Source organism: Exiguobacterium sp. GL_137, from assembly GCF_057834585.1.
This window is the reverse complement of record NZ_CM174406.1, coordinates 1,450,224-1,475,429: the sequence shown is the minus strand read 5'-3', so window position 1 is coordinate 1,475,429 and position 25,206 is coordinate 1,450,224. Positions and strand designations below refer to the sequence as shown.

26 protein-coding genes and 1 pseudogene are annotated in these 25,206 nt (G+C 49.0%); 10 read left to right on the top strand and 17 right to left on the bottom strand.

The window, feature by feature from the left end:
- Nucleotides 1-75: 75 nt before the first annotated feature.
- Both bglA and AC3IRK_RS07750 read right to left on the bottom strand, forming a co-directional pair.
- Nucleotides 76-1,536, bottom strand: coding sequence for a 6-phospho-beta-glucosidase BglA (gene bglA, locus AC3IRK_RS07755; RefSeq protein WP_214854788.1), 1,461 nt, complete (start codon nucleotides 1,534-1,536; stop codon nucleotides 76-78).
- 26 nt (nucleotides 1,537-1,562) lie between these two features.
- Nucleotides 1,563-3,461, bottom strand: coding sequence for a beta-glucoside-specific PTS transporter subunit IIABC (locus AC3IRK_RS07750; protein ID WP_214854791.1), 1,899 nt, complete (start codon nucleotides 3,459-3,461; stop codon nucleotides 1,563-1,565).
- Between the two features lie 166 nt (nucleotides 3,462-3,627).
- Here AC3IRK_RS07750 and AC3IRK_RS07745 point away from each other — a divergent pair, with 166 nt between their 5' ends.
- Genes AC3IRK_RS07745 through AC3IRK_RS07730 form a run of 4 tightly spaced genes read left to right on the top strand, consistent with a single transcriptional unit; the run spans nucleotide 3,628 to nucleotide 5,647 of the window.
- Nucleotides 3,628-4,338, top strand: coding sequence for a GntR family transcriptional regulator (locus AC3IRK_RS07745; RefSeq protein WP_214854794.1), 711 nt, complete (start codon nucleotides 3,628-3,630; stop codon nucleotides 4,336-4,338).
- A 13-nt stretch (nucleotides 4,339-4,351) separates the two neighbouring features.
- Nucleotides 4,352-4,798: a hypothetical protein gene (locus AC3IRK_RS07740; RefSeq protein WP_214854797.1), complete on the top strand. Its 447-nt coding sequence runs from the start codon at nucleotides 4,352-4,354 to the stop codon at nucleotides 4,796-4,798.
- 33 nt (nucleotides 4,799-4,831) lie between these two features.
- Entirely contained in the window at nucleotides 4,832-5,152 is a 321-nt protein-coding gene (locus tag AC3IRK_RS07735; RefSeq protein WP_214854800.1) for a YnfA family protein, read from the top strand.
- Between the two features lie 54 nt (nucleotides 5,153-5,206).
- Entirely contained in the window at nucleotides 5,207-5,647 is a 441-nt protein-coding gene (locus AC3IRK_RS07730; protein ID WP_489170680.1) for a hypothetical protein, read from the top strand.
- Between the two features lie 45 nt (nucleotides 5,648-5,692).
- Here the strand turns inward: AC3IRK_RS07730 and AC3IRK_RS07725 are convergent, their stop codons facing one another.
- Nucleotides 5,693-6,046 carry a hypothetical protein gene (locus AC3IRK_RS07725; protein WP_214854803.1) on the bottom strand — a complete coding sequence of 118 codons (354 nt, stop codon included), beginning with the start codon at nucleotides 6,044-6,046 and terminating at the stop codon, nucleotides 5,693-5,695.
- Nucleotides 6,047-6,385: 339 nt separating this feature from the next.
- Here AC3IRK_RS07725 and AC3IRK_RS07720 point away from each other — a divergent pair, with 339 nt between their 5' ends.
- Nucleotides 6,386-7,771, top strand: a complete 1,386-nt coding sequence (locus tag AC3IRK_RS07720) for an MFS transporter (protein WP_214854806.1) — start codon at nucleotides 6,386-6,388, stop codon at nucleotides 7,769-7,771.
- A 47-nt stretch (nucleotides 7,772-7,818) separates the two neighbouring features.
- Here the strand turns inward: AC3IRK_RS07720 and AC3IRK_RS07715 are convergent, their stop codons facing one another.
- The 4 genes from AC3IRK_RS07715 to AC3IRK_RS07700 form a co-directional block, all read right to left on the bottom strand.
- Nucleotides 7,819-9,264 carry a glycoside hydrolase family 1 protein gene (locus AC3IRK_RS07715; protein WP_489170679.1) on the bottom strand — a complete coding sequence of 482 codons (1,446 nt, stop codon included), beginning with the start codon at nucleotides 9,262-9,264 and terminating at the stop codon, nucleotides 7,819-7,821.
- 24 nt (nucleotides 9,265-9,288) lie between these two features.
- A complete protein-coding gene (locus AC3IRK_RS07710; protein WP_489170678.1) occupies nucleotides 9,289-11,118 on the bottom strand; it encodes a beta-glucoside-specific PTS transporter subunit IIABC in 1,830 nt (609 codons plus the stop codon).
- A gap of 104 nt (nucleotides 11,119-11,222) precedes the next feature.
- Nucleotides 11,223-12,074 carry a BglG family transcription antiterminator LicT gene (licT, locus tag AC3IRK_RS07705; RefSeq protein WP_489170677.1) on the bottom strand — a complete coding sequence of 284 codons (852 nt, stop codon included), beginning with the start codon at nucleotides 12,072-12,074 and terminating at the stop codon, nucleotides 11,223-11,225.
- A gap of 248 nt (nucleotides 12,075-12,322) precedes the next feature.
- Nucleotides 12,323-13,627 carry a hemolysin family protein gene (locus AC3IRK_RS07700; RefSeq protein ID WP_489170676.1) on the bottom strand — a complete coding sequence of 435 codons (1,305 nt, stop codon included), beginning with the start codon at nucleotides 13,625-13,627 and terminating at the stop codon, nucleotides 12,323-12,325.
- 337 nt (nucleotides 13,628-13,964) lie between these two features.
- Here AC3IRK_RS07700 and AC3IRK_RS07695 point away from each other — a divergent pair, with 337 nt between their 5' ends.
- From AC3IRK_RS07695 to AC3IRK_RS07685, 3 genes are all read left to right on the top strand, one after another.
- Nucleotides 13,965-15,017 carry a hypothetical protein gene (locus AC3IRK_RS07695; RefSeq protein ID WP_131972793.1) on the top strand — a complete coding sequence of 351 codons (1,053 nt, stop codon included), beginning with the start codon at nucleotides 13,965-13,967 and terminating at the stop codon, nucleotides 15,015-15,017.
- Nucleotides 15,018-15,122: 105 nt separating this feature from the next.
- Nucleotides 15,123-15,701: a TetR/AcrR family transcriptional regulator gene (locus tag AC3IRK_RS07690; RefSeq protein WP_426355285.1), complete on the top strand. Its 579-nt coding sequence runs from the start codon at nucleotides 15,123-15,125 to the stop codon at nucleotides 15,699-15,701.
- 26 nt (nucleotides 15,702-15,727) lie between these two features.
- Nucleotides 15,728-16,912: an MFS transporter gene (locus AC3IRK_RS07685; RefSeq protein ID WP_489170675.1), complete on the top strand. Its 1,185-nt coding sequence runs from the start codon at nucleotides 15,728-15,730 to the stop codon at nucleotides 16,910-16,912.
- Nucleotides 16,913-16,984: 72 nt separating this feature from the next.
- Here AC3IRK_RS07685 and AC3IRK_RS07680 read toward each other — a convergent pair whose 3' ends face one another.
- From AC3IRK_RS07680 to AC3IRK_RS07660, 5 genes are all read right to left on the bottom strand, one after another.
- Nucleotides 16,985-17,590, bottom strand: a complete 606-nt coding sequence (locus AC3IRK_RS07680) for an HAD-IA family hydrolase (RefSeq protein ID WP_489170674.1) — start codon at nucleotides 17,588-17,590, stop codon at nucleotides 16,985-16,987.
- Nucleotides 17,575-17,793: a hypothetical protein gene (locus tag AC3IRK_RS07675; RefSeq protein WP_489170673.1), complete on the bottom strand. Its 219-nt coding sequence runs from the start codon at nucleotides 17,791-17,793 to the stop codon at nucleotides 17,575-17,577. Before AC3IRK_RS07675 ends, AC3IRK_RS07680 begins: the two co-directional genes overlap by 16 nt.
- Nucleotides 17,787-18,077, bottom strand: coding sequence for an NUDIX domain-containing protein (locus tag AC3IRK_RS07670; RefSeq protein WP_489170671.1), 291 nt, complete (start codon nucleotides 18,075-18,077; stop codon nucleotides 17,787-17,789). The genes AC3IRK_RS07675 and AC3IRK_RS07670 overlap by 7 nt, the downstream gene beginning before the upstream one ends.
- On the bottom strand, nucleotides 18,074-19,159 hold the full coding sequence (locus AC3IRK_RS07665) for a flavin monoamine oxidase family protein (RefSeq protein WP_489170670.1): 1,086 nt from the start codon (nucleotides 19,157-19,159) through the stop codon (nucleotides 18,074-18,076). The genes AC3IRK_RS07670 and AC3IRK_RS07665 overlap by 4 nt, the downstream gene beginning before the upstream one ends.
- Before the next feature lie 98 nt (nucleotides 19,160-19,257).
- Complete coding sequence (locus tag AC3IRK_RS07660) at nucleotides 19,258-19,434, bottom strand: hypothetical protein (protein WP_012370320.1); 177 nt, start codon at nucleotides 19,432-19,434, stop codon at nucleotides 19,258-19,260.
- Between the two features lie 218 nt (nucleotides 19,435-19,652).
- On the opposite strand from AC3IRK_RS07660, the gene AC3IRK_RS07655 reads away from it, so the two are divergent.
- Entirely contained in the window at nucleotides 19,653-19,862 is a 210-nt protein-coding gene (locus tag AC3IRK_RS07655) for a helix-turn-helix transcriptional regulator (RefSeq protein WP_131972797.1), read from the top strand.
- Complete coding sequence (locus AC3IRK_RS07650; RefSeq protein WP_131972798.1) at nucleotides 19,859-20,335, top strand: hypothetical protein; 477 nt, start codon at nucleotides 19,859-19,861, stop codon at nucleotides 20,333-20,335. Before AC3IRK_RS07655 ends, AC3IRK_RS07650 begins: the two co-directional genes overlap by 4 nt.
- 4 nt (nucleotides 20,336-20,339) lie before the next feature.
- Here the strand turns inward: AC3IRK_RS07650 and AC3IRK_RS07645 are convergent, their stop codons facing one another.
- From AC3IRK_RS07645 to AC3IRK_RS07625, 5 genes and pseudogenes are all read right to left on the bottom strand, one after another.
- Nucleotides 20,340-20,759 carry a GNAT family N-acetyltransferase gene (locus AC3IRK_RS07645; RefSeq protein WP_489170669.1) on the bottom strand — a complete coding sequence of 140 codons (420 nt, stop codon included), beginning with the start codon at nucleotides 20,757-20,759 and terminating at the stop codon, nucleotides 20,340-20,342.
- A gap of 90 nt (nucleotides 20,760-20,849) precedes the next feature.
- Nucleotides 20,850-21,353 (bottom strand): YusW family protein, encoded by a 504-nt coding sequence (locus AC3IRK_RS07640; protein ID WP_012370314.1) that lies wholly within the window; start codon nucleotides 21,351-21,353, stop codon nucleotides 20,850-20,852.
- Between the two features lie 87 nt (nucleotides 21,354-21,440).
- Nucleotides 21,441-21,860 (bottom strand): annotated as a pseudogene (locus tag AC3IRK_RS07635) (universal stress protein).
- 17 nt (nucleotides 21,861-21,877) lie between these two features.
- Nucleotides 21,878-23,341 (bottom strand): SulP family inorganic anion transporter, encoded by a 1,464-nt coding sequence (locus AC3IRK_RS07630; protein ID WP_489170668.1) that lies wholly within the window; start codon nucleotides 23,339-23,341, stop codon nucleotides 21,878-21,880.
- 198 nt (nucleotides 23,342-23,539) lie between these two features.
- Nucleotides 23,540-25,201: an FAD-dependent oxidoreductase gene (locus AC3IRK_RS07625; protein ID WP_489170667.1), complete on the bottom strand. Its 1,662-nt coding sequence runs from the start codon at nucleotides 25,199-25,201 to the stop codon at nucleotides 23,540-23,542.
- Nucleotides 25,202-25,206: the final 5 nt, after the last annotated feature.

Here is a 25,206-nt window from a genome sequence, read left to right as displayed (position 1 = left end):
TTTCCCTTGTTCCGGCAAGTCTTTTTTGAATATAAAAAACAACCTCCACCCGTATTCAGGTGGAGGTCTGCCGGCTTAACGTTGCTCGGCTTTGTCGTACGATAAGTTTTGACCGTTTGTCGCGATGACTTGTTTGTACCAGTCGAACGAATCCTTTTTCATCCGTTCCATCGAACCGTTGCCTTCATTGTCACGGTCGACATAAATCATCCCGTAGCGTTTTTTCATCTCGCCCGTCGTAAACGACACGATATCGATGATGCCCCATGGCGTGTAACCCATCAGTTCGACGCCGTCTTCCGTGACCGCTTCCGTCAACGCTTCGATGTGCGTTTTCAAGTAATCAATCCGCGCTGCGTCATGAATCTGACCGTCTTCAATCGTATCGACGGCCCCGAAGCCGTTTTCGACGATGAAGAGCGGGAGCTGATACCGGTCATAGAGACGGTTCAGGACGTAGCGGAGTCCGATCGGATCAATCGCCCAGCCCCAGTCGCTCGACTGGATGTACGGATTCTCGACACCGTTCGCAAGACCGCCGTTAACGATGTTGCCTGTATTGTTGACAGTCGCATCGTGTTTGACGGTCGTCGACATATAATAGCTGAAGCCGATGTAGTCGACCGTTCCGTTTTTCAGGATCTCATCGTCGCCCTCGAGAATCGGAATCTGATAGCCTTCCCGTTCAAACTCTTTTAAGGCATAGTTAGGATAATAACCGCGTGCCTGAACGTCCGGGAAGAAGTAGCGCTGACGCATCGATTTTTCCGCCAGCATGACATCTTCCGGATGCGACGAGTACGGATAAATCGGAACGTGCGAAATCATTGCCCCGATCTGGAAGTCGGGATTGATTGCTTTCCCTTTCGCGACCGCAAGGGCACTGGCAATCAACTCATGGTGACCGGTCTGATACATGACTTCCATCGCGTTTTCACCCGGCTCGACTTTGACACCGGAGTTCGTCCAAAGGAACAGCGGGTTTTCGACATCCATCTTATTGTTGATTTCGTTGAACGTCATCCAGTACGTGACTTTGTCTTTGTAACGCGTGAAGCAGACTTCAGCGAACCGTTCGAAGAATTCAGCCACTTTGCGGTTGCGGAACCCGCCGTATTCACGGGCCAGGTGCAACGGCATCTCGAAGTGTGACAGCGTGATGATCGGTTCGATGCCGTGTTTCAATAACTCATCAAAGACGTCATCATAAAACTGCAGTCCGGCTTCGTTCGGTTCCGCTTCATCGCCATTCGGGAAAATCCGGCTCCAGCCGATGGATGTCCGGAGACATTTTAATCCCATCTCGGCGAATAGCGCGATGTCTTCTTTATAGCGGTGGTAAAAATCGATTGCTTCATGGTTCGGATAAAACGTTCCTTCTTCAATCGTCTCGGTGATCCGGCGGGCGACGCCGTGTTCGCCTGCTGTCATGACGTCGACGACGCTTGGTCCTTTACCACCGGCGTTCCAGCCGCCTTCAAATTGATGGGCAGCGAGTGCCCCGCCCCATAAAAAGTCGTTTGGTAATGTTTTCATCTTCATTTCCTCCTTGTTTCTGTCTCTTATTTTACGATCGTCAAAATCTCTGTGTTTGCTTTGACCAAACCGTTTTGCGTCGCAATGACTTCGGCGTAACTCGACGCGTTCGTGACGATGACCGGTGTAATTGTCTGTAAGCCGTGCTGTTCAATCATTGCCGCGTCAAACGTCAGCAATGTTTGACCCGCTTCGACATGCGTTCCGTCTTCAACATGTAACGTAAATGGCTGACCGTCCAAGCCGACGGTTTCGAGACCGACGTGAATCAAGACTTCAACACCACTCGTCGACCGGAGACCAATCGCATGTTTCGTCGGCGCAATCATGACGATTGTACCGGTGAATGGCGCGACGACTGTGTTGGACGTCGGGTGAATCGCAACACCTTGTCCCATAGCTCCTGAGGCAAACACTTCGTCCGGAACGTCCGATAATGGGACGACTTGTCCCGCGAGCGGTGCTTGAATCGTTTCTTCGTTCGTCAATGTCGCGCTGACTTCCTGAGCCGGCATCGGTGTTGTCGGAGCAGTTACGACCGGGGCAACTTTTTCTTCTCCAAAACCAAGGATTTGAATCAGAACGATTGGCAAAATCAAGGCAATCGCCGTTCCGATCAACAATCCGACAATCGACGACGGATAATCGGAACTGATGCCGTTGACGAGGGTCAATGGTCCCGGGAGACCAGCGTAAGCAAAGTAATACGGTTTGAAGAAGCTGGCAACGACCGCTCCGACCGCTCCCGAGATACAGCCGTAAATGAACGGTTTCTTAAAGCGTAGCGTCACCCCGTAAATCGCCGGTTCCGTAATTCCGAAAATTCCGGTCAGACCGGCCGAAATCCCGACTTTTTTTGTTTCTGTATTGCGTGTTTTTAAAATGACACCGATAACGGCACCGACCTGGGCGATGACGGCAATCGTCTGGTACGCCTGGAACGAATCCCGACCGTATTGTTCGAAGTTCGCCAGGACCATCGGCGTGACGCCCCAGTGGACACCGAAGATGACGATGATTTGCCAAAAACCGCCGATGATGAGTCCGGCCAACGCCGGTGCATTTTCCGCTAAATAATTGTATCCGTTTGCAATTCCTTCCGCTCCGAGGGTCGTGATCGGACCGATGACGAGAATCGTCAACGGGACCATGATGACCATACAGAAGAACGGGACGAACAACGGCTTGATGACATCATTGATCGTCCGGTTCAGGAACCGTTCGAGGTAAGACAGTAACCAAACGAGGAACAACGGCGGTAAGACCGATGACGTGTAGGTTGTTCCCGATAACGCGATACCAATGAATGAAATCGACTCGCCGGACGTGATCCGTCCCGCCATCTCAGCCCACGTCGGACTGACAAGTGCCGCACTACAGGCGACGGCGATGAACTGATTGACTTTAAAATGATTCGCTGCCGTGATCGCAATGAAAATCGGCAGGAATGTAAACGGTGCCCATGAGATAAAGCTGAACACTTCATATGTTCCCGTCGCGGCAAAGTCTTTAAACACAAGCGAAATTAAGATGAGTGCCCCTTGCAGGATACCGGCTGCCGCTAAAATATAGACGAACGGTGCAAACACTGCGGACATCGTCGCGATGATCCGGTTTAAGATTGTGCCTTTCGGTGCTTCGGTTCCCTGATCCGAATTCCCGTCATCTAATGAAACGAGTGGACGAAATGCTTCATAGACTTCTCCGACGTGTTGCCCGATGACGACCTGGAACTGACCGCCTGATTCGACGACCGTGATGACGCCCGGTAAAGCAGCTACCTGGTCTTTTGCTTTCGCATCCGACCGTTTCAAGACTAAACGCAACCGTGTTGCACACCGCGCGACACTGATGATATTGTCCTCGCCGCCGACCGCTTCTAAAATCGAATGCGCCAGCTGCTGATAATCCCGCACTTTACTCATCCCTGAACCCCCTTATGGTGTAAATCCATATCGTACGTTCTTATTATAATTGTACATGTACAATTTATCAATCCATATTTAATTTAATTATTCGTATTATTTAGTTCGAAATCGTCTTATGCTATAGTAAAAAAGCAGAACAATTACTGGAAAATGAGGGTGAACCATGCTGAAATACCAACAGACGGCAACGGAAATCGAAGCCTATATCGAGCAACATGCGTTACAGCAAGGAGATAAATTACCGGTTCTCGATCACTTGATCCGTCAATTCGAAGTCAGCAAAACGACGATGACGAAAGCACTGGAACTACTGGAGCGAAAAGGTACCATCTTTCAAGTCCGCGGCAGCGGTATTTTTGTCCGCAAGACCAATCGAAAAGGCTATATCGAGCTGTTTTCGACGCAAGGTTTTAAGCAGAATCTCGTCGAACATGACATCCAGTCCAAAGTCCTGTCGTTTGAGCTGATTCCGTGTCCGGAAGCGATCGCTGAAAATCTCGGCTGTACGACCGGTGATATGGTTTATTTCATTAAACGGATCCGCTACATCGACGGCAATATCATGTGTCTTGAGGAATCCTATTACCGTCAAACCATCGTGCCTTACTTAAACCGGGAAATCGTTGAACAGTCGATCTTCGAGTACCTCGAGACGGCGCTTGGACTGAACATCGGGTTTTCGGACATGTATATGCATGTCGGCAAGTTACCGGATGCGATTGCCAAACACTTGAAGCTGACAGCCGGTGATCCGGCGTTGACGGTCGAGACAATCTTCCACCTGACGAATGGCCGGCCGTTTGACTATTCCGTCATCACCTATCATTATGATCACTCGCAATTCGTCGTTCAGGCGAACGGCTTGTATTTATGAGGGGGATGGTCGCATGAATGAAGAAATATTGTTTTTTTACGCACTTTTCGCAGGCGGAATCGTCTGTATAATCTTAAGTATCTTGTTATACTTCTGGCTCCGCGAGGATACCGGAATCGAATTTTCCACGTTCGGCCGACTCGTTTTCATGTGTTTAGTTGGTGTCGGACTCATCTGGTATACGGCTCCGAGTTTGAAGTACGTCGTTTATCATGACTATGCGACGACTAAAGGAGTCTGTACGGTGGAATACGATGATCAATCCAAACCGCGGACGATTGATCTTTATTACGATGAAACAGGAGACTATTTCAGTTTCTTGGATCGGGCAGACCTCGGCGCATACGGACCGGACGTCCCGTATACCTGTCACGTGACAACGACAAAAGATCATGAATTTGAGATTTCTTATCGGATTTATGATGTCAAGACGAACAAGTTATTGTATTCGTCTGAATAACTGATACGTTTAAAAAGGAGTACTGTTTAGTTTATGTCATTACTATTTTTTACACTGGCCGGACTTGCTGAAATCGGCGGTGGTTATTTAATTTGGCTGTGGTTGCGGGAGGGACGCCCTGCTTATTTCGGACTGCTCGGCGGTCTTTCGCTTGCATTGTACGGGGTCATCGCAACCTGGCAGACGTTCCCGACTTTCGGCCGGGTCTATGCCGCATATGGCGGAGTATTTATTGTCCTTTCGCTTCTTTGGAGTGCCGGCATCGATAAAAAAACACCCGATTTTTACGACTGGCTCGGCGGCGGGATTTGTTTGCTTGGTGTCGCTGTTATCTTATTTGGTCCGAGGAATTAATACTTACAGGAAATTCGGATTGACGAACTTGTTTCTTGAAAAGGACGTGTCCAGATGAATGCTGAAATAATCACTTATTTTTTCATTTTTTTATTGGGTATCGCGTTTGTCTTACCGGCCTGTTATATTCTTGTCCTTCATTTCGGCAATAGGCAGTATGCTTTTTTAAAGAAGCTCAAGTGGACGGGTGTCCTGTTTCTTGGATTGCTGTGTCTGTGGATGACAATGTCGAGCTTCACCGAGATGGTGTTTCGGGATTACCGTGTATTAGAAAGCGCCTGTGTTTTGGAACCGTCTGAATCAAAAGGAACATCGATCGATATCACGTTAACGGAAACCAACGATACGTTTTCTTTCCGTGACGGACCATATCTTGAAGCTTACGGCAAAAAGGTTCCGTATTATTGTCAGGTGACGACGACCCGGAATCAAGAATTCGCAATCGATTATCGGGTCTATGACAAAAACACGAAAAAGCTGCTTTATACGAATTGAACAGACAAAACAAGCGGAGTCCCTGTTCACAGGGACTCCGCTTGTTTACTGTTCGATACCGGCACGTTCAGCTGGTTCAAGAAACAGTTCATCATCAAATGTCGTCAGCTCAATCATCCGGCCGTCTTTTTCGTACCAGGCGGCCAGACCCTCCCGGTCGACCCGTTTCCAGCCGGCTTGCCGGATCCGCATTTCGTACAAGACACCCGGTCCTTCTAATTCCGACACGAGATGCGTCTTGACTAATAATCCCTCCGGCTTTTCCTGAACCGTCCCTGTTCGCGGAATCGGAAAACCGTTCACTTGTGACGTCTCAAACAGATAATACCAAGCCGTTCCGCTGATGATCACCACGGTTAATACACCTGCCAGCCACTTTCCCACGCGTCGCGTATTCATGTCATCCCGCCCTCTTCATTCATCTATGTATCCATTTGATTTTACCAATCATTTCCTTAACTTGACCTCCTGCTCAGGGCGGATTCTTGACGGACAAACAAAATGAAAACGAATAAGAAACGTGTCATTTTTGTGAAAAGATGTGAAAAGAAATGAAAAAAATTAATATTTTTTCATTTATCTTGACGACAAGACGTCTTCCTTACAGTCTCAACGGTTTGACAACTCCCGGCACAGAGCCGTTTTTAGTCATTTTCAAGTCGTCAAGCGGCTTAGCGACTTGACTTCATTTCCTACTATGTTACGATACGAACTTATTAAAGGGAGTGAACAGAACTTATGAAATTCAGAAAAGAAAAAGTCAATGTCGTCGACATGAAGCAAACCAAAAAAAGTGTCTACGCGACCGGAATTGGGAATGCGATGGAATGGTTCGATTTTGGTCTTTATTCCTATCTCGCAATCATCATCAGTCAAAACTTCTTTAGCGCTGTTGAAAATGATGAACTGAAGCTTGTCTTTACCTTTGCGACGTTTGCGATCGCTTTTTTAATGCGACCAATCGGCGGAATCGTTTTCGGACGAATCGGAGATCGCCTTGGACGAAAGGTTGTCCTGACGACAACAATCGTCATGATGGCAGCGTCCACCCTGCTCATCGGTTTGTTACCAACGTATGATCAAATTGGGATTTGGGCACCGATTCTACTGTTACTGGCTCGGATTCTACAAGGTTTCTCAACCGGCGGTGAATATGCCGGCGCGATGGTTTATATCGCGGAATCATCACCGGACAATAAACGAAGCGCCCTCGGAAGTGGTCTTGAAATCGGGACACTCGGTGGTTACATTTTAGCTTCGATTCTTGCGACTGTGCTGTTCGTCACGTTATCCGACGATCAAATGGCATCGTGGGGCTGGCGGATTCCGTTTATCTTAGGAGCACCGCTCGGACTGTTTGGTCTGTACTTGCGTCGCCACCTCGATGAATCACCAATTTTCGAAAATGAAATTAATGAAAATACGGAAGAACCGGCATCGTTCCGCGAAATTCTCCGGGACCACAAACGCGATATCATCGTTTGTTTCATCGCCGTTGCGTTCTTCAACATTACGAACTACATGTTACTGTCGTATATGCCGTCTTACCTGAATGAAGTCATGGGCATCTCAAGCTCAACGAGTACGATTTTGATTACCGGTGTCATGTTCATCATGATTCCGCTCGCGTACTTCTTCGGTAAACTCAGCGACAAAAAAGGGAATCGTAACATCGTCCTGTTTGCATTGGCCGGTCTGTCGATTCTGTCGATTCTCGCGTTCTACCTGATTGGTCTGAAGCCACTCTTGTTCGTCGGAATCGGAATCTTCATTCTTGGATTCTTCCTCGCCATCTTCGAAGGAACGATGCCAAGTCTGTTGCCGAGTATCTTTTATACAGACGTCCGTTACCGGACATTGTCTGTCACATTTAACGTTTCCGTCTCGATTTTCGGCGGAACGACACCACTTGTCTCGACATGGCTCGTCCATGCGACACAAAATCCGCTCGCACCGGCGTATTACCTGACAGCTGTCAGCGTGATCGGCTTCATCACGTTCTTCTTCTTCTTCAAGAGCACATCGGGTAAAGCCTTAAAAGGTTCCCACCCGACCGTCTCGACGGAAAAAGAACTGCAAGCCGTTGCCAAAAAACCGGATGATGCTTTATGGTGGACTGAATAATCGATTAAAAAAGACCGGTGTCGCTTCTGCGATGCCGGTCTTTTTGCTTATTTTGAAACGGACGTCTGCGTCAATGCTACACCGTTTGAGGCAATGACTTCCTTGTACCAGTAAAATGAATCTTTTCGTGACCGGGCTAGCGTCCCTGAGCCATCATCGTGTTTGTCGACATAGATGAATCCGTAGCGTTTGCTGTACTCGCCGGTTGACGCACTGACGAGATCGATACAGCCCCAGCTCGTATACCCCATCATGTCAACGCCGTCCTGAATCGCTTCCATCATTGCTTTCAAGTGGCCTTCGAGATAGGCAATCCGGTACGAATCATGAATCGCACCGTCGGCTTCGACTTTATCGTAGGCACCAAGTCCGTTTTCAACGATGAACAACGGAATCTGATACCGGTCGTATAATTTATTTAATATGATCCGCAACCCTTCCGGATCGATTTCCCAGCCCCAGTCGCTCGCTTTCAAGTACGGATTTTTGACCCCGCTCATGATGTTTCCACCGGCATCGTTTCCGTCTTTCTCCGCTTTTTCCGTCCGTGACATGTAGTAGCTGAGCGAGAAGAAATCGACGGTGTAGTCACGCAACAACTCAAGATCGCCGTCTTCGACAACCAGTTCGATGTTGTTTTCAGTGAAGAAACGGTCGGCAAACGCCGGATAGGTCCCACGGACGTGAACATCCCCGCAGAAATAGTTCATCATCCGTTCTTCTTCCAGTGCAAACTGGACGTCGACCGGGTTTGAGCTGAACGGATAAACCGGAGCGGCGATCAGCATGCAGCCGATTTGCATCGTCGGATCAATTTCCCTGGCGGCCTTCGTCGCCAGACTGCTCGCGACGAACTGGTGATGCAGGCCTTGATAGGTCGACTGCAACATGTTTTCGTCTTCGCGGACCGCCATCCCGAGACTGAGCATCGGCATGAACTGGGCACCATTGATTTCGTTAAAGGTCAGCCAGTACTTGACCTTTCCTTGATAACGCTCGAACAGCACCCGGCTGTAGCGTTCAAAGAACGTCACGAGCCGGCGGTCGCGCCAGCCGCCGTATTCTTTTGCCAAATGGAGCGGCAGTTCGTAATGCGAAATCGTGACGAGCGGCTCAATGCCGTGTTTCAGCAATTCATCAAAGACGTTGTCATAAAACTGCAGACCCGCTTCATTTGGTTCCGTTTCGTCCCCGTTCGGAAAGATCCGGCTCCAGGCGATCGACATCCGGTACGTCTTGAAGCCCATTTCGGCAAACAGGGCAATGTCTTCCTTGTAGTGACTGTAAAAATCAATGCCGTCATGATTCGGATACGTATACTCTTCTTTTAACTCGAAATCGAACTGCGGATCATGGATGACCTGCATCCGGTGTTTGCCGCCCGGCATGACGTCGGCAATCGACAATCCTTTGCCGTCTGTTGCGTACGCCCCTTCGAGTTGATTGGCAGCCGTTGCGCCGCCCCATAGAAAATCGGATTTGATCTGTTTCATGAATAATTCCTCCTCTGATTGGTTTTAGACTAAGATGCGTAAGACATCGCGTGACGGTTCGACCGTTCCTTGATACGTCGGCAAGACGTCGAGATAACTCGCTGTATTCGTCACGATGATCGGCGTGATGACGTCATATCCGGCTTGTTTGATCTGCTCGATGTCGAAGCGGATCAACGGATCACCGACCCGGATAGCCTGACCGCTCTCGACGAACGACTCAAAGTGTTGTCCGTTCAACTGGACGGTGTCGAGACCGATATGGACCAAAATCTCGACGCCGGTGTCCGACCGTAAACCGATGGCGTGTTTCGACGGATAAACCGTCACGACTTCCCCGTCAAACGGGGCATAAACGATACCTTCATCCGGAATGATGGCCAACCCTTTTCCCATTGCACCGCTTGAGAAGACGGCATCATCGACTTGTTCCAGCGAAATGATTTCGCCTTTGACCGGTGCGAGGACCGGCAAGCCGACCTGTTCACTGATGACCGGCATATCTTGTGTCACCGGTTGTTTTTCATTGGCGAAGAAATACGTCAGCGTAAAGGCGACGACTGCTGCGACAGCAAGACCGATGAGCGCTCCTCCAAACGCAAGGTTGAGACCCGTCTGAGGAATCATGACCGGAATGCTGAAAACGCCGAGTCCGCCCATTGCGTAGGAAGCCGTTCCGAGCGCACCGCCGACCAGTCCGCCGACCGCTCCACCGATAACACCAAAAATAAATGGTTTTTTACGCGGTAACGTCAACCCGTACATCGCCGGTTCCGTGATCCCGAAGATACCGGCAATCGTTGAAGATGTTCCGAGTCCTTTGATTTTCGGATCTTTCGCGCGCATAGTGATGGCGAAGACGGCTCCGACCTGACCGAACGTTGCCATCAGGACACCGACCGTGATTGTATCGAATCCGTTGACGGACAGATTATTGATGATAATCGGGACCAGTCCCCAGTGGAGACCAAACATGACGAAGATCTGCCAAAAGGCTCCGATGAAGGCAATCGCGATGATCGGGCTCAAGTTGTAGAGGAACGAGTAACCGGCTGCAAGCCCTTGGCTCGCGTATGTCGCAAGCGGTCCGATCGCAAGGAACGTTACCGGAACGACGATCATCAGGACGAGCATCGGTGTCGTAAAGTTTTTGACCGCTTCATGCGAGTGACGGTTGAAGAATTTTTCAAGTTTCGATGAGACATACGTCGCCAGAATAATCGGAATGACGGATGAAGCATAACTCATCAGAACGACCGGAATCGTCAGGAAGGTCAGACTCTCGCCGGAAGCTTGCAAGGCAACGATCGACGGATAGACGAGCGCCCCCCCGATAATCATCCCGATATACGGATTACCGCCGAATTTTTTCGCCGCCGAATGCCCGAGGACGACCGGCAGGAAGTAAAACAGGGCGTCCGCCGTCGCGTTCAGGACGATGTACGTGCCCATCGTCGGCGTCAACAGACCGGTCGCGACAAGAATCGCGAGTAACCCTTTTAAAAGCCCGCTGCCTGCCATTGGACCAAGGATCGGTGTGAAAATCCCGGCAATCGTATCGATGAAGCGGTTGAATAGACTGGTTTTTTCCGTTTCTTCCGAAATCTCATGACCGATTCCGTTCAATTCGTTGTAGACGTCGCCGACATGGTTTCCGATGACGACCTGGAACTGCCCGCCGCTCTTGACGACAGTAATGACACCATCCACCTGTTTCAACGCTTCGGCATCGGCTTTTTGTTCATCCTTTAATTTGAACCGTAATCGTGTCGCGCAGTGAAAGACTGTCTTGACATTGTCTTCGCCCCCGACCAATCGGACGATGTCTTGCGCAAGTGCTTGATATTTGCCCACTTGACTCACTCCATTCTTATTGTTGGAATAAAAAAACCTAAACGACGACAAGTGAAAAACACCTGTTATCATTTAGGTTTGGCCCGTCGATGCGGTAACCATCCTTAGGATCGATTCTGTTTCATGAGATTTTCGATATGAATCATCAAGTAAAGCCGTTCATCTTTCGAAACCATGTAGTCATACTTTCCAGTAATCAGGTTGGCAATCTTTTCGACACACTCAAATGCCAGCGGATATCGGGATTTGACCATTTCGTACAGTTCTTCGTCCCCTCCGGTGTTCAGCTTTGTCTTTGAGACAATCCGCTGGACAAAAAACTTTAAATGGGTTAAAAACCGGGCATACGCGTGGGACTCTTCATCCAGTTCGACTTGAAAATGATACGTGATGATCGTCATGATGGCCTGCGTTGCCTTTGTCATTTCGGTAACGATGTGCAAACTTTCACCTTTGACGCCGGACATCGAGGCGTTGACCAGATGCAGCGCAATCGAGACCGATTCCTCTTCGTCGAGATTGACGCCATGCCGTTCATTGATCAGGCGGACGGCTTCTTTTCCGGCAGCAAATTCCGGACCGTAAAACCGTTTGACTTCCCAGACGAGTGGATTCCGGATCATGATTCCATCTGCATACCGTGACAGTGCGTAATGGATATGATCGGCCAGTGTCACGTACACCGTATCATGGAGCGATTTGTCGAGTTTGACTTCGGCCATCTTGACGATCTCCTTGACCGTCTCGATTTCAGCCTGCGGCATCTCGTTCAAAAAATCGATGAATCGTTCCCGGCTCTCTTTACTCTCGAGCGTAAAGACTTTTTCGATCCTTGATTCGTCAATCACATCGCCCATTCGTTTTTGAAATGCGATTCCCCGCCCCATGACGACATGTTCCTGTCCGTTCGATTCAATCGCCACGACATTATTATTAAACACTTTCACGATTTGCACGGAATCCCTCACCTCCACTCTAGAGCATCGTATTGAAAAGAAAAAACCTAAATTCATATCCATCGCCGCAACATGCAACAGATATCAATTTAGGTTTTGCCTGCTATCGCAGTAACAATCCTAGTTGGTTTATTCTTTTCATTACTAGAATACGATGGAAAACGGATGGCGTCAATCATTTTATGAAGCGCTTTCAAAAATAATAATGAATACCCGCCCCACCGGAAAAGAGGAGCGGGTATTTCTCGTCAGGATGTCTGTTTCAATACCAGTTTTACCTGCTGGATTTGATAGTTTTCGACGTGTAACAGTTCGAGATCGTATGTCTCCATCTCGAGCCGCTCACCAGCTTGATAGTCCGTTCCTTGTGCTTGAATGAAGCCGGCAATCGTATCGATTTCATCCGCGTCAGTAAACGTCAGGTTAAACCGTTCCTGTAAATCTGCCAGCAACACGGTCCCCGACAGATGATATTCCGTCTTCGAAACCGTCTCGATGTCGGCTTGTTCATCTTCGTCGAATTCATCGCGGATTTCGCCGACGATTTCTTCGAGCAAGTCTTCCATCGCAATCATTCCGGCAGTCCCGCCGTACTCGTCGATGACAAGCGCGATGTGGGAACGCGTCACCTTCATCTTCAGCAACGTTTCCTGGAGCGGTGTCATTTCGGACACGGCCGGAATGTCTTTCATGTACTTCTTTAAGTCGCGTTGTTGATAGTTCGCCTGATCGGTCAGGACTTCCTTGACGTTGACGTACCCGATGATTTTATCTTTATCAAAATCCTCGATGACTGGGTAACGCGTGTATTGATTGTCCGTCATGATTTGTAAGACTTCGGCCCACGTCATGCTGAGCGACAGCGTCGTCACGTTCATCCGGGGCACCATGATGTCTTTCGTCACCCGCTCGTCGAAGGCAAAGACGTTTTGCATCAACGCGAGTTCCGTCTGGTTGATTTCACCGCTCTTGAAGCTTTGCGACATGATGATTTTCAACTCTTCTTCCGAGTGAGCTTGTTCGTGCCCGGTCGGCTGAACGCCGAACAGACGTAAGAAAATTCGTGCCGAACCGTTCATCACCCAGATGAATGGATACATGATTTTACCGAACACATACAAAGCCGGTGCGAGCAGTAACGTCATCCGTTCCGCGTACTGGATGGCGAGTGTCTTCGGAGCAAGTTCACCGATGACAACGTGCAGAAATGTCACCGAAACGAACGCAATCGTATAGGAAAGAAACGTCGACAGTGCTGCCGCGACGCCAAACTCGTCAAAGACCGGTCCGAGCAGTTTCTCGACGGTCGGTTTCCCGAGTGCTCCGAGTCCCAGTGCCGTGATCGTGATTCCGAGCTGACAGGCGGACAAATAATAATCGAGGTCACTGGCGACCTTCTTGGCCAGGACCGCTCCTTTGTTTTCTTCCTGAATCATTTGATCAAGTCGTGACATCCGAACCTTGACGACCGCAAACTCCGATCCGACGAAAAACGCCGTCAAGACAATCAACAACACCAGTAACGCCAAATTCAATACCAACAATATGTCCAATTCTTTCCCCTGAATCAGGGGGTCACCTCCAATAAAATAATTTGAATCGAGAAATGATTCCACAATTTAAAACCGTACAGTGAAACGTTCTAGTTACAATCATAACGAATCTTTTTCCGGATTTCAATTGTTTTGCCTCAGGTAATGACTTGATTATTCAGAATAATCTGATTGAATTTTCTAAAAGGAGTACTTTTGATACTAGGTTTCTTACCATGGTTTAGCGGCTATATAAGAGCTATGCACATCAACATCTCAAGTTAAAGTAGTTTAATACAAAGCTTCTTGAAATCAAATGATGTTCGTAAAATCGTCAGTGGAGAGGTAGTGGATTATTATGGAAAAAACAAGAAAAGGTTTCTCGTCGTACTTGCGACCAGAGGCAGACGGAGCAGGTCGAAACATCTCGTGGAGTTCAATCATCGCGGGGGTCGTATCATTTTTTGCACTTTTAATTACATTCAGCTTAATCGGTTCAGCGATCGGCTTTGGTGTCACGGACGTCACGTCCGACAAACCGTTTGACGGTGTCGGCATCGGATTAGCCATCTGGGCCATCCTGTCGTTGTTAATCTCATTGTTCGTCGCCGGTTTCGTTTCCGGTGTGACATCATCACGTGCCGGACTCGTTCACGGTTTTCTCACATGGTCGACAAGTGTCATCCTCTTGTTCGCTTTGTTGACATTCACGACAATCAACACGTTCCAAACAGTTGGTTCCGTGCTCGGTACAGTCGGTGGTGCAGCAGGTCAAGGTGTCGGCGCCATTGCCAGCACAACATCAGATGCTGTTTCAAAAGGATTCAGCTCAGTGACAGATAACGTCTCAAACGTTGATACAAAAGAACTGGAAGGTAATGTCGATGAAATTCTAAAAGATACAGACATTAAAGAACTACAACCAAACTACTTGCAAGGTCAACTCGATGCAGTCAAAGATGATGCGACTGCAGCAGGGAAAGATGTCTTAACAAAACCGGAAGATTTCGATAAAATCGTCAGCGATCTTGGTGACAAATTGACAGCACGTTCAGAAAAAATCCAAAACTCGGTCGATGAAGATAAAATCGCTGAAGCCGTTGCTCAAAACACAGATCTCTCACAAGCAGAAGCAGATAAAGCAACGAAAAACATCGTTGACGGTTTAAACCAGGCAACAAGCGAAACAAGCAAACAAATCGAAAACGCAAAACAAACACTTGATGAAACATCAGCTGATCTCAAGAAAACAGTTGAAGATGTCCGTGTTCAAACAGAACAAGCGACACAAACAGCATCTAAAGTTTCAATCTGGGGCTTCGTCGCTCTCATCTTAACGATGATCGTGACATCAATCGCCGGCATCACAGGTTCACGTGTTGCATCACGCGGTCGTATCGCCAACAAATAATCGAATACATGCAGCCGAAGGTCCCAGAGACCTTCGGCTTTTTTGTTTGACAATCGTTTTGAATCTGTTAGGCTGTTAACTAACGACCGTTAGGAAGGTGAATGAATGAAAGCTTCATTATTATTGCAAACTGCCCTTCGGCATTTTGCACAACACGGCTACGAAGGCGCTTCCTTACAAGAGATTGCCCAGGAAGTCGGCATCAAGAAACCTTCGATTTACGCCCACTACCGTGGAAAAGACGATTTGTTTCTCACAGCGATGACACATGCGCTCGAGACACAGAAAACACATCTCGCCACGTACTTCATCTCGACGCGCCATCTCTCGCTCGAAGCGAGCCTAAAAGGTTTTTTTGATTGGTTTCTCGAGGAAAGCACCCAAAATGATCAGCTGAAATTCATTTTACGGATTGCCTACTTCCCGCCTGTCAAACTAGAGCGGGAAGTAACGGATTTGATTAATCCGTTTTTTGATTCGATGCAACGCCACTTGACCCGTTTGTTGCGGGAACGCGACCGACAAGAACAGATTTTATATTCGGATGATTACGAAAGTGCCGCCCTCGCCTACTTGACGGTGACGGAAGGTACGATGACGGAGTTCGTCTACAACGGTGTCGAAGCCTATCAACGACGTTTTACTGCCGTCTGGCCAATTTTTTGGCGGGGACTTGTCCGCTAACTAAAAAAGAAACAGAGGAATTCACCATGCAAAATAACAAATTGATCTTAGGCACCCTGCTGCTTAATCTTTTTATCGCGTTTTTAGGAATTGGTCTTGTCATTCCCGTCACCCCGACCATCATGAACGAACTGAACATCTCCGGTTCGACCGTTGGTTACATGGTCTCAGCATTCGCCTTTGCACAGCTCGTGTTATCGCCGCTTGCCGGTCGTGCCGTTGATAAATATGGCCGGAAACCGATGATCATCATCGGTCTGTTCATCTTCAGCATGTCAGAACTGTTATTTGGTCTCGGTCAATCGGTCGAAGTCTTATTCGCGTCGCGGATTCTGGGCGGGGTCAGTGCCGCCTTCATCATGCCGGCTGTCACAGCGTTCATCGCCGACATCACGACGAATGCAACCCGTCCAAAAGCCCTCGGCTACATGTCAGCGGCGATTTCGACCGGTTTCATCATCGGTCCGGGAATCGGTGGTTTCCTGGCGGATATTGGGACTCGTGTCCCCTTTTTCTTTGCCGCAGCCTTTGGACTCGTCGCGATGATTTTGTCGGTCTTTACGTTACGCGAACCGGAACGCCATTATGAACAGACGACAACACCGCAACAAAAAACCGGTTTCCGGAAAGTCTTTTCACCGCTCTACTTCATCGCCTTCATGGTGTTGCTGATTTCTTCATTCGGACTCGCTTCGTTTGAGTCACTGTTTGCGCTGTTCGTCGACCGGAAGTTTGGCTTTACGGCGAAAGACATCGCCCTCGCGATTTCACTTGGTGCCATCGTCGGTGTCATTGTCCAGGTCGGCTTATTTGAACGTCTGACGCGCTGGTTCGGTGAGATCCGGCTCATCCGCTACAGTCTGATCGGTTCGACGTTGCTCGTACTTGTCATGACGTATGTGACAAGTTACCTTTCGATTATTCTCGTGACGATGGTCGTCTTCGTCGGCTTTGACTTAATGCGTCCTGCGGTCACGACGTATCTGTCAAAAATCGCCGGAAACGAACAGGGTTTCGTTGGCGGGATGAACTCAATGTTTACGAGCATCGGGAATATTCTCGGACCGGTAATCGGCGGCATCCTGTTTGATGTCGATCTCAACTACCCGTTTTATTTTGCGACCGTCATGCTTGCAATCGGGATCGCCTTGACATTCGTCTGGCGGGAACAACAGCCGGCTGATCTGACGGCTGAAGAAAAAACATCATGACAAAAGGCCCGCACGTGTTACGTATTCTTAAAGGAATTCGTGTCCGTTCGGGCCTTTTTTGAATTATGATTGTCAAACAAGCAGATTAGCCAGATTTTTCAGATCGGAAACAACATACGTTGCGACAGTTTGATCCGCCGGCATGTCCGCAATCAGGCAGGAGTCAATTCCAGCTTGATGTCCCGATAGTACGTCAAGTTCTCGGTCACCAATCATGATGGTTTCAGCTGGTTCCATCTGATAGTGTTTCATCAGATACTGAATTGCGGCCGGATCCGGCTTTCGGGCAAATCCCCGCTCCGCCGTCACTACATCCCGGAAGACCCCGGTCAATCCGTTCGCCTGTAACAGTTTAAACGTCGATGCTCCGCGATGCGTCAGGATGTAGTTGTGTCCGTCATGTTTTTGAATGGAGCGGCAGAGCTGCGATATGTCGGTAAACGGTTGAGCCGATTTAAGTTCTGCCTGTGCTTTTTGTTCTTTGAACTGTGAAATCGTGTCCGCATCAAGGCCATACTTTTCATAGGCCGTTTTCGCCGAGATTTTCATCGCTTCCAAAATCGACTCAATCGCAACATTCTGTCCCTGCCTGCGTAACGTCTCCTGCAAGACAGTAGCCATGACCGGATAGGTATCAAACAGCGTCCCGTCAAAATCCCAAATTACATGCCGGTACATGGAATCGCCTCCTGCCGGACAATCCAGTCCTGTACTCGGGTCAGTTTATCCGTTTCCGGATTTTTCAAATAGTCGAAGGCTTTTAAGACAAGCGGTGACGCGTTCGACGCTTCGACGTCCGTCCGGCTGACCCAGGACGAACCGGTCGAATCCTGCCCGTCAAATGTCTTTGGTACAGACCGTTCCCCAACTGCTTCTAACACGCGGAAAAATACGCCGATATGATGCAGATGCGACGCCCGGTGCCAGTCGGACTGAAGGAAAATCCAAGCAACTGTTTGGAACGGACCGTCAGCCCGGTTTCCTCTTGGAATTCACGGTCCAGCGCGTCCGGCAACGTCTCGAAATCTTCCAGACTCCCACCCGGCAAATCATACCGGTACGTGTACGGTCCACCCTGCTTATGAATGACGAGCAGTTTTCCTTCATTATAATAGATGCCGTATGTACCGAATGCCCGGTGAAATGTCGGTTCGTTTGTATTCATGATTCATCCTCCCTCATATACGTTGTTAACCATCGCTCGACCGATTGTAACGTCCCTTCTAAATGGCCGCCGAACGTAGGATCACTTTCCGTTCCAAGCAGCGTGACCTTGTCCTGCAACGCATCTTCCAGTCGAATCGGTCGATAGTCCGGAAAATCGGTTAACGGTTCAGCATCTGCTTTCACTGCCGTCTCCGGTTCCTTTGCCCAATCCTGATACAAAACGGCAATCGGATGACCGGCTTCCTCTCCGAATAAACGGATCAACTGTTCGATGACCTGCCGCTTTACTGCTGTTTCTCCAAGCGTTGCACGCTCCGTTGCCGTCAGGCGGAAAAATCCGAATAGGGCTCCGGGGCCGGTCGGCGGTGACGCATCATGGATTTCCTGCAGCACACCGGACCAGCTGATGGCGAAACCGGATCGACCGCTTTGCCGCCAAAATGGGGTATCGTACACGGCGACCACCTTCGCTTGCCCGGCCATCCAGGTTGGTGTTGTCCTCAGTTGATCGTGCACGGATTCTGGTAAAGCGGGACGCCATTGGATCAGTCCGCTGAGTCGCGGCGGGAGTGTCACGATAACGTGATCAAACGTTTGCCGGATTCGACTCCCACTCTGCTCCATCGTCAGTTCAACCTGATCCGTTGCCTCAATCGCCGTCACACGGTGCGCCAGTTGAATCGTTCCGGGATGCAGCCGTTCCGCCAGCGCCTCCGTCACGCTGTGCATTCCGTTTACCAGTCTGTGCGATAAAACCGTTTGACCGTCCGGTAACCGGTGTTGTTCGACTTGCCCCGGTGACCGTTCGAGCATCATCGTCTCTTCGATCGCCTGAACAAGGACCGGCAGTTGCAGACGCTCAATCAGCGTCGTCATCAACCGTTCTGTTTCCGGCCAATACCAGGTCGGTCCGAGATCAAACGCATAGGACTGATCTTTAAGCGTCAACGTTTTCGTCAGAACCCGGCCGCCGATCCGGTCACGTGCCTCAAAAATCGTGACCTCATATCCCCTTTCCTGCAGACGCCAAGCGGTGTACAAACCGGTCAGACCGGCACCGACGACAGCTATTCGTGGCATGTTCATCCCTTCTTTCTCATGTTTCTTTCTAGTGTACCGAATATTTTTTGGAAGGCACAGAAAAACAGAGCGTCATCCGACACTCTGTTCGCTGTTGCTTAGGATGATTGCATATGTTGCCAGTCGTCTTCATCAAAGATCGACTGGACCCATTCGGTGGAAACATATAATGATTTGGCGATGGCTTCGTCGGATTTCCCGAGTTTACGCAGCAAATGGACGATTCGAATCCTTCGCTCGAGTTCACGCTCGTCAGGTAACAATTCCGGCATCATGTCGGCGCCTCCTTTCTCTCTTTAAGCCAACCGTCATCGTTTTGTCTAAGTTACCCGTTTATCGGTTGAATATTCCGATAATTCAAGAGGTTCGATGATTTTTGATAAAGAGTCTCAAAAAAGTAACAGTATGTTTTTCATTTAAATGTAAAACAGACTTTACAAAAAGTAAAACACACTTTACAATTTAAGTATCAACTAATGAAGGAGAAACTGTGATGAAGCTGACGAACCGGGTTAAATCGTTGCGAAGCAGCAACGGATGGACGCAGGAACAATTTGCTCAGATGATCGGTGTCACGCGTCAAACCATCATCTCGCTTGAAAAAGGCAGTTACACCCCGTCTCTGTTGCTCGCGATGCAAATTGCACGGGTATTCGCACTACCGGTCGAATCGATTTTTTATCTAGAGGAGGAATCGGAATGAAACGTGTTATCATTCAATCGTGTTTAAACATTTGTATGTATTTTTTAGCAGCTGTTTTCATTAGTTCTATTCACGATCAACTAAATATTTTTCAAAATGATCCGGTCAACGGTGCCGGCTTCAATCTGACGTTGGACCTTTCCATTATTCTTCCCGTTATATTGGTCGCAATCGGTCTTTCGGTCACCGGCTACTGGATGCGGACAGATAAGAAGAGTTCGTTTTCCAAGTGGTCGTCGTCGACGACTGAGTTTTCTGATGAAGATGAACGGGAGGAAGTCATTACAGGAAAGGCGACACGTGCCGCATACGTGAGCTTTTTAATCACCTTACCGCTATTGATGATTGCCTTGTTGTTTGATGTTCCGCTGATGTCGATTTTTCCAAACTTTGCGTTTTATGCCATTGCGCTCGTCTTAACAGCAGGAACCTTTTCTTACATGGCGGCCTGGGTCTATCATTACCAACGCTGACCCTTCATAAATACTTGACGAAAAAGTACTGGGTCTGTCCTTCCGCCGGATGATCGTCGAGACGACCGTATTCCTCGAATCCGAGTTTTTTATAAAAGCCCGGCGCCTGAAAATTGAACGTATCGAGTAGAATCTTACTGCATGATTTTTCTTCGGCAATCGATTCGATTTTTGCCATAAGTTGTTTCCCGACACCGCCTGTTCGGTTTTCCGGGTCGACCCACAAAAAATGCACCTGCAGATGATTCCACACATAGCTTGCCGTAACACCACCGAGGAGTTCTTCGTCTTCATTCCATGCCAAAAAACAATATGGTTCCGCTTCCGTAAAGAGCGTTGCCGGAACGTGTTGGCGGTTATATGTAATCAGTTGCTCCCGGATCCATTGCCCATCTTCCGTCGTACCGCTTGTGATTTCCATCATTCAAAACCCCCGATTGAAATATTTTACAATACGTTCTCATCATATCATGGAGAGAAAAGAAAAAGAGGCGCCGCTTGGCACCTCTTTTTTTTACTTCTTAAATTCTTTTTCTGTACCATCGGCAAACTCGATCTCGATTTCAAGACGGGTCGCGTCATTGATGCCAAAGACTTTCTCGACTTGAGCAATCGCGTCATCATTTGACGTATCGGCATCAAGGTTCAGTTCGTCGAGCTTGGCATCCAGCGTCTTCATCGCTTCATTGCCTTGCGCCTGCTCACCGTTCATCTTGTAATCGGCTTCCGTCCCGTCGTTATCACGGTCATAACTAATGTCGACGGCGTCCATCATGTCCGAAGTATCTGCCTCGACTGACAGACTGACGAATCCGTAATCTTTGTCGGCATTGTCCGTCACTGTATCCTGATCTTGTGTACCTGACGTATCGTCGTTCATCGTGCTGTCATCCGTCATCGAATTATCATTTGTCGTTGTCGTTTCCTCGACTTTTTCAGTTTCCTGATTGTCCGAATTGCCGCATCCTGCGGCAAACAGGGCAAGACCAAGAACCGGTACCAAATATGTCTTCTTCATTAGAATGACCCCCTCTTTTTTTGACTATCCCCTGGGTCAAGACACATAAATCATTTTAATGTGCGATTTCAGAAAAAGATTCACTCGTCACTTCACAATCAAAACCGGACCTTTGACGCGTTTGGCAATCTTATGACTGACACTACCGAGCATCATCTCCTACAGACTGTTTAACCCCCGGCTGCCGATAATCGTTAAATCGACCTGCTTTTGATTGGCGTGATCCACAATTGTCGGACCCGGCTCACCGCGAAGAATCGTCACGTAATAGGAGACATCCGCTGCTTCGAGCTTTTCTTCGACCGGTGCCAGTCTTTTTCTGCGGGCCACTTCAAGCCCTGCCGTTCCTTCCGTATGCAGGACATCGTCTTTAATTTTTCCAAAATCGGCGACGAAAACGACTTCCACCTGACTGTCCGGACTGAGCTGGGCAATCTTAATTGCTTCTTCCGCCGCCCGGACGGAATGGTCCGAACCGTCGACGGCTAATAAGATATGTTGATACATAACCGTTCCCCCTTAACTCAATGTGTGGAAATTTTCGGGATCGGATCCTGATGAACCGCCAACCGATCAATCAGTTTCTTACTTTCCGGATTCAATCCAATCAGTTCGACTTTGTTTTGATTCGCCATCAAGCGGAGCATCACCTTGTCAATCGCTCCGACGGCCGAATCATCCCAAATTTGGGTGCTGCTGAAATCAATCCGGATTTGTTGGTTCGTCCCCTCATAATCAAACGAAGCGATGAAATGATCAACCGACGCGAAGAATAACGGACCTTTGACGGTATATACCGTTTTTCCGGACGTTATCTGTTGCTTGATCTTGATTTTCGAGACTTTGGCGACAAAGAACAGGGCACTTAACACGACACCTGCCATGACGCCGATTGACAGATCATGTGTGGCAACGACGATGCTGACTGTCGCGAGCATCACGAAGGCATCGGCTTTCGGAGCTTTACGGAGATACGTAAACGACGACCAGTCAAACGTGCCAATTGAGACCATGATCATGATTCCGACAAGAACCGGCATCGGAATTTGAACGACCCAGTTTCCGAGGACGATGATCAAAAACATCAGGAACAGCCCGGCGATAAGTGTCGACAGCCGCCCACGTCCTCCTGACTTGACGTTGATGACCGATTGACCGATCATCGCGCAACCCGCCATTCCGCCGAAGAAACCGGTGATGAAGTTCGCAATCCCCTGCCCGCGGGCTTCCTTGTTTTTTTCGCTTTCCGTGCCCGTCATATCGTCGACGATCGTCGCCGTCAGCAATGATTCCAGCAAACCGACAATCGCGAGTGCCAGTGAGTACGGGAAAATGATTTGAAGCGTCTCGATGTTCAACGGGACGTCCGGTAAGAAAAACGACGGTAATGACCGTTGAATCGTTCCGAGATCACCGACCGTCCGCAAATCAATATTCAAGTAGATCGCCGCAATCGTCAGCACGATGATTGCGATCAGCGGTGCCGGGATCGTTTTAAGAAAACGCGGTAACAGATAGACAATCGCCAGCGTAATGGCGACGAAGACGTACGTCATCGTGGAAATCCCGATGAAATGCGGGACTTGGGCCATAAAAATCAGAATCGCCAGTGCATTGACGAACCCGATCATGACGGCACGCGGAATGAATTTCATGACCCGTGCAATCTTGAAGACCCCAAAGAGAATTTGAATGACTCCGGTTAAGATCGTTGCAGCAAGCAGATAATCGAGTCCGTGCTCCTTGACGAGCGGAACCATCAACAGGGCCATCGCACCGGTCGCTGCTGAAATCATCCCCGGCCGGTCACCAACAAAGGCAATGATGACAGCGATACAAAACGAAGCGTATAATCCGACCATCGGATCGACTCCGGCGATGATCGAAAAGGCAATCGCCTCCGGAATTAACGCCAGGGCGACGACGATGCCTGCCAACACATCACCTCTGATATTTGAGAACCACTGTTCTCGTAGACTCATTTTCATTTATTTCTTCCACCTTTCTGTTGAGAACTGTTTCTTTCTCAACATCCTGTCCTGTTTTGAATATCCACAGTCTAGCACCATTAGTTTCAAAAAGGAACACTTTTGGTCTGATTTATTTTGCAACAATCAACTTAACCGTATGAAAAAGGAGTTCATCCGAATCGATGAACTCCTTTTCGCGTATCTTATTTAGTTGCGTCAGTCCGCCAGACATTTCTTGCAGTGTTGGTAATTTTTGTTGCCGCCGGATAAGTTACAGACATCAGTAAACCCAAGGTTCTTGAGCACGTTTTGTGCCGCGTTTCCGGTCACACCTTTGTTGCAATACACGATCGTCGGTAGAGTTGGATCAAGTTCTTTCGCCCGTGTCCGCAGTTCACCGAGCGGGATGTGAATCGCCCCGTCCACACAACTTTTCTCGAACTGGGTTTTGGAGCGCGTATCGATGATTTGGAACGACTTGCCGTTTGCGACTTGTTCGATCAACTCATTTGGTGTCATCAAACGGGCTGTTTTTTTAATTGCATTGTCAAGTGCCATCCCGGTATAGAGCACCGGATCCTTTGTCGTCGCAAACGGTGGCGCATAGGCGAGATCGAGATGGAACAGATCCTCCGCCTTTGCCTTGAATGTAATCGCCGTCGCGAGGACATCAATCCGTTTGTCGACCCCTTGCGGACCAACGATTTGTGCCCCGAGGACACGGCCCGTTGCCCGGTCAGCAATCGCCTTGATGACCATCTCTTTTCCGCCCATGTATTCCGGACGATCCGGTTTAATATTATGGAGGACTTCAATGTCATATCCGGCTTCCCGCGCTTCTTTTTCCGTCAATCCGGTCTGCGCGACCGTCAGATTAAACGCTTTGAAGATGCCAGTTCCAAGAATGCCGCGGTGTTCCGCTGCTTCACCGGTGATGACCATCCCGGCAATCCGGCCCATTTTGTTGGCGGTCGAACCAAGTGGGCGGTAAATCGCTTCTCCGGTAATGACGGAGAAACTTTCCGCGACGTCGCCGACAGCATACACATCCGTCAGATTCGTCTGCATCTTCCGGTTGACGGCAATCGCACCCGTCTGACCCATCTCAACACCAATCTGTTGCGCGAGTTTGGTATTCGGTTTCACTCCGACCGACAGGATGACGAGATCTGTTGCAATCGACTTGCCGCTCTCGAGCGCCACTTCCGTTACACGCTCCGTCCCGTTGAATGCCGTCACCGATTCACCGAGCAACAATTCAACACCTTTGTCTTTTAAATGATCAGCAACCCGCTCCGCCATATCACGGTCAAGCGGCGGCATGACTTGCGGCAGACGTTCGACGAGCGTCACCTGAATTCCGCGGTATGTCAACTGCTCGGCCATCTCAAGACCGATGAAGCCGCCGCCGACAATCGTTGCCGTTTTTGGATCATGCTGTTCGATGTACGAGCGAATCGCATCAGCATTCCGGACATTACGAACCGTAAAGACGTTGTCATGGTCAACACCTGGTAAGGGCGTAACGATGCTTGACGCACCGGTCGCAAGGACCAGCGTATCGTACGTATCGGTAAACTTGTCACCGGTCACGAGATTCACGATGGTCGCCGTTTTCGTTGCATGATCAATTGATTCGACTTCATGTCGTGTATGGATGTCGATGTTATAACGTTTTTTGAAGAATGCCGCATCGCGTGGTGTCAATTCGTCGATGTCGGCAATTTCACCGCCGACGAAGTACGGAATCCCGCAGCCGGAATAGGAGATATCCTGGTCGCGATCGTAGATTGTAATCTGTAAGTTTTCATTGTTCCGGCGCGCTTTTGCACCAACCGATGTCCCGGCCGCAACAGAGCCGATAATTAACAATTTCATCTGAA

Coding starts and splice junctions, on each gene's coding strand:
- AC3IRK_RS07670 (WP_489170671.1), bottom strand. CDS start 18,077: ATGAATACAAACGAACCGACATTTCACCGGGCATTCGGTACATACGGC.
- AC3IRK_RS07750 (WP_214854791.1), bottom strand. CDS start 3,461: ATGAGTAAAGTGCGGGATTATCAGCAGCTGGCGCATTCGATTTTAGAA.
- AC3IRK_RS07685 (WP_489170675.1), top strand. CDS start 15,728: ATGCAAAATAACAAATTGATCTTAGGCACCCTGCTGCTTAATCTTTTT.
- AC3IRK_RS07730 (WP_489170680.1), top strand. CDS start 5,207: ATGAATGCTGAAATAATCACTTATTTTTTCATTTTTTTATTGGGTATC.
- AC3IRK_RS07725 (WP_214854803.1), bottom strand. CDS start 6,046: ATGAATACGCGACGCGTGGGAAAGTGGCTGGCAGGTGTATTAACCGTG.
- AC3IRK_RS07650 (WP_131972798.1), top strand. CDS start 19,859: ATGAAACGTGTTATCATTCAATCGTGTTTAAACATTTGTATGTATTTT.
- AC3IRK_RS07695 (WP_131972793.1), top strand. CDS start 13,965: ATGGAAAAAACAAGAAAAGGTTTCTCGTCGTACTTGCGACCAGAGGCA.
- bglA (WP_214854788.1), bottom strand. CDS start 1,536: ATGAAAACATTACCAAACGACTTTTTATGGGGCGGGGCACTCGCTGCC.
- AC3IRK_RS07690 (WP_426355285.1), top strand. CDS start 15,123: ATGAAAGCTTCATTATTATTGCAAACTGCCCTTCGGCATTTTGCACAA.
- AC3IRK_RS07680 (WP_489170674.1), bottom strand. CDS start 17,590: ATGTACCGGCATGTAATTTGGGATTTTGACGGGACGCTGTTTGATACC.
- AC3IRK_RS07645 (WP_489170669.1), bottom strand. CDS start 20,759: ATGATGGAAATCACAAGCGGTACGACGGAAGATGGGCAATGGATCCGG.
- AC3IRK_RS07655 (WP_131972797.1), top strand. CDS start 19,653: ATGAAGCTGACGAACCGGGTTAAATCGTTGCGAAGCAGCAACGGATGG.
- AC3IRK_RS07630 (WP_489170668.1), bottom strand. CDS start 23,341: ATGAAAATGAGTCTACGAGAACAGTGGTTCTCAAATATCAGAGGTGAT.
- AC3IRK_RS07665 (WP_489170670.1), bottom strand. CDS start 19,159: ATGCCACGAATAGCTGTCGTCGGTGCCGGTCTGACCGGTTTGTACACC.
- AC3IRK_RS07720 (WP_214854806.1), top strand. CDS start 6,386: ATGAAATTCAGAAAAGAAAAAGTCAATGTCGTCGACATGAAGCAAACC.
- AC3IRK_RS07640 (WP_012370314.1), bottom strand. CDS start 21,353: ATGAAGAAGACATATTTGGTACCGGTTCTTGGTCTTGCCCTGTTTGCC.
- AC3IRK_RS07660 (WP_012370320.1), bottom strand. CDS start 19,434: ATGATGCCGGAATTGTTACCTGACGAGCGTGAACTCGAGCGAAGGATT.
- AC3IRK_RS07735 (WP_214854800.1), top strand. CDS start 4,832: ATGTCATTACTATTTTTTACACTGGCCGGACTTGCTGAAATCGGCGGT.
- AC3IRK_RS07715 (WP_489170679.1), bottom strand. CDS start 9,264: ATGAAACAGATCAAATCCGATTTTCTATGGGGCGGCGCAACGGCTGCC.
- AC3IRK_RS07625 (WP_489170667.1), bottom strand. CDS start 25,201: ATGAAATTGTTAATTATCGGCTCTGTTGCGGCCGGGACATCGGTTGGT.
- AC3IRK_RS07745 (WP_214854794.1), top strand. CDS start 3,628: ATGCTGAAATACCAACAGACGGCAACGGAAATCGAAGCCTATATCGAG.
- AC3IRK_RS07740 (WP_214854797.1), top strand. CDS start 4,352: ATGAATGAAGAAATATTGTTTTTTTACGCACTTTTCGCAGGCGGAATC.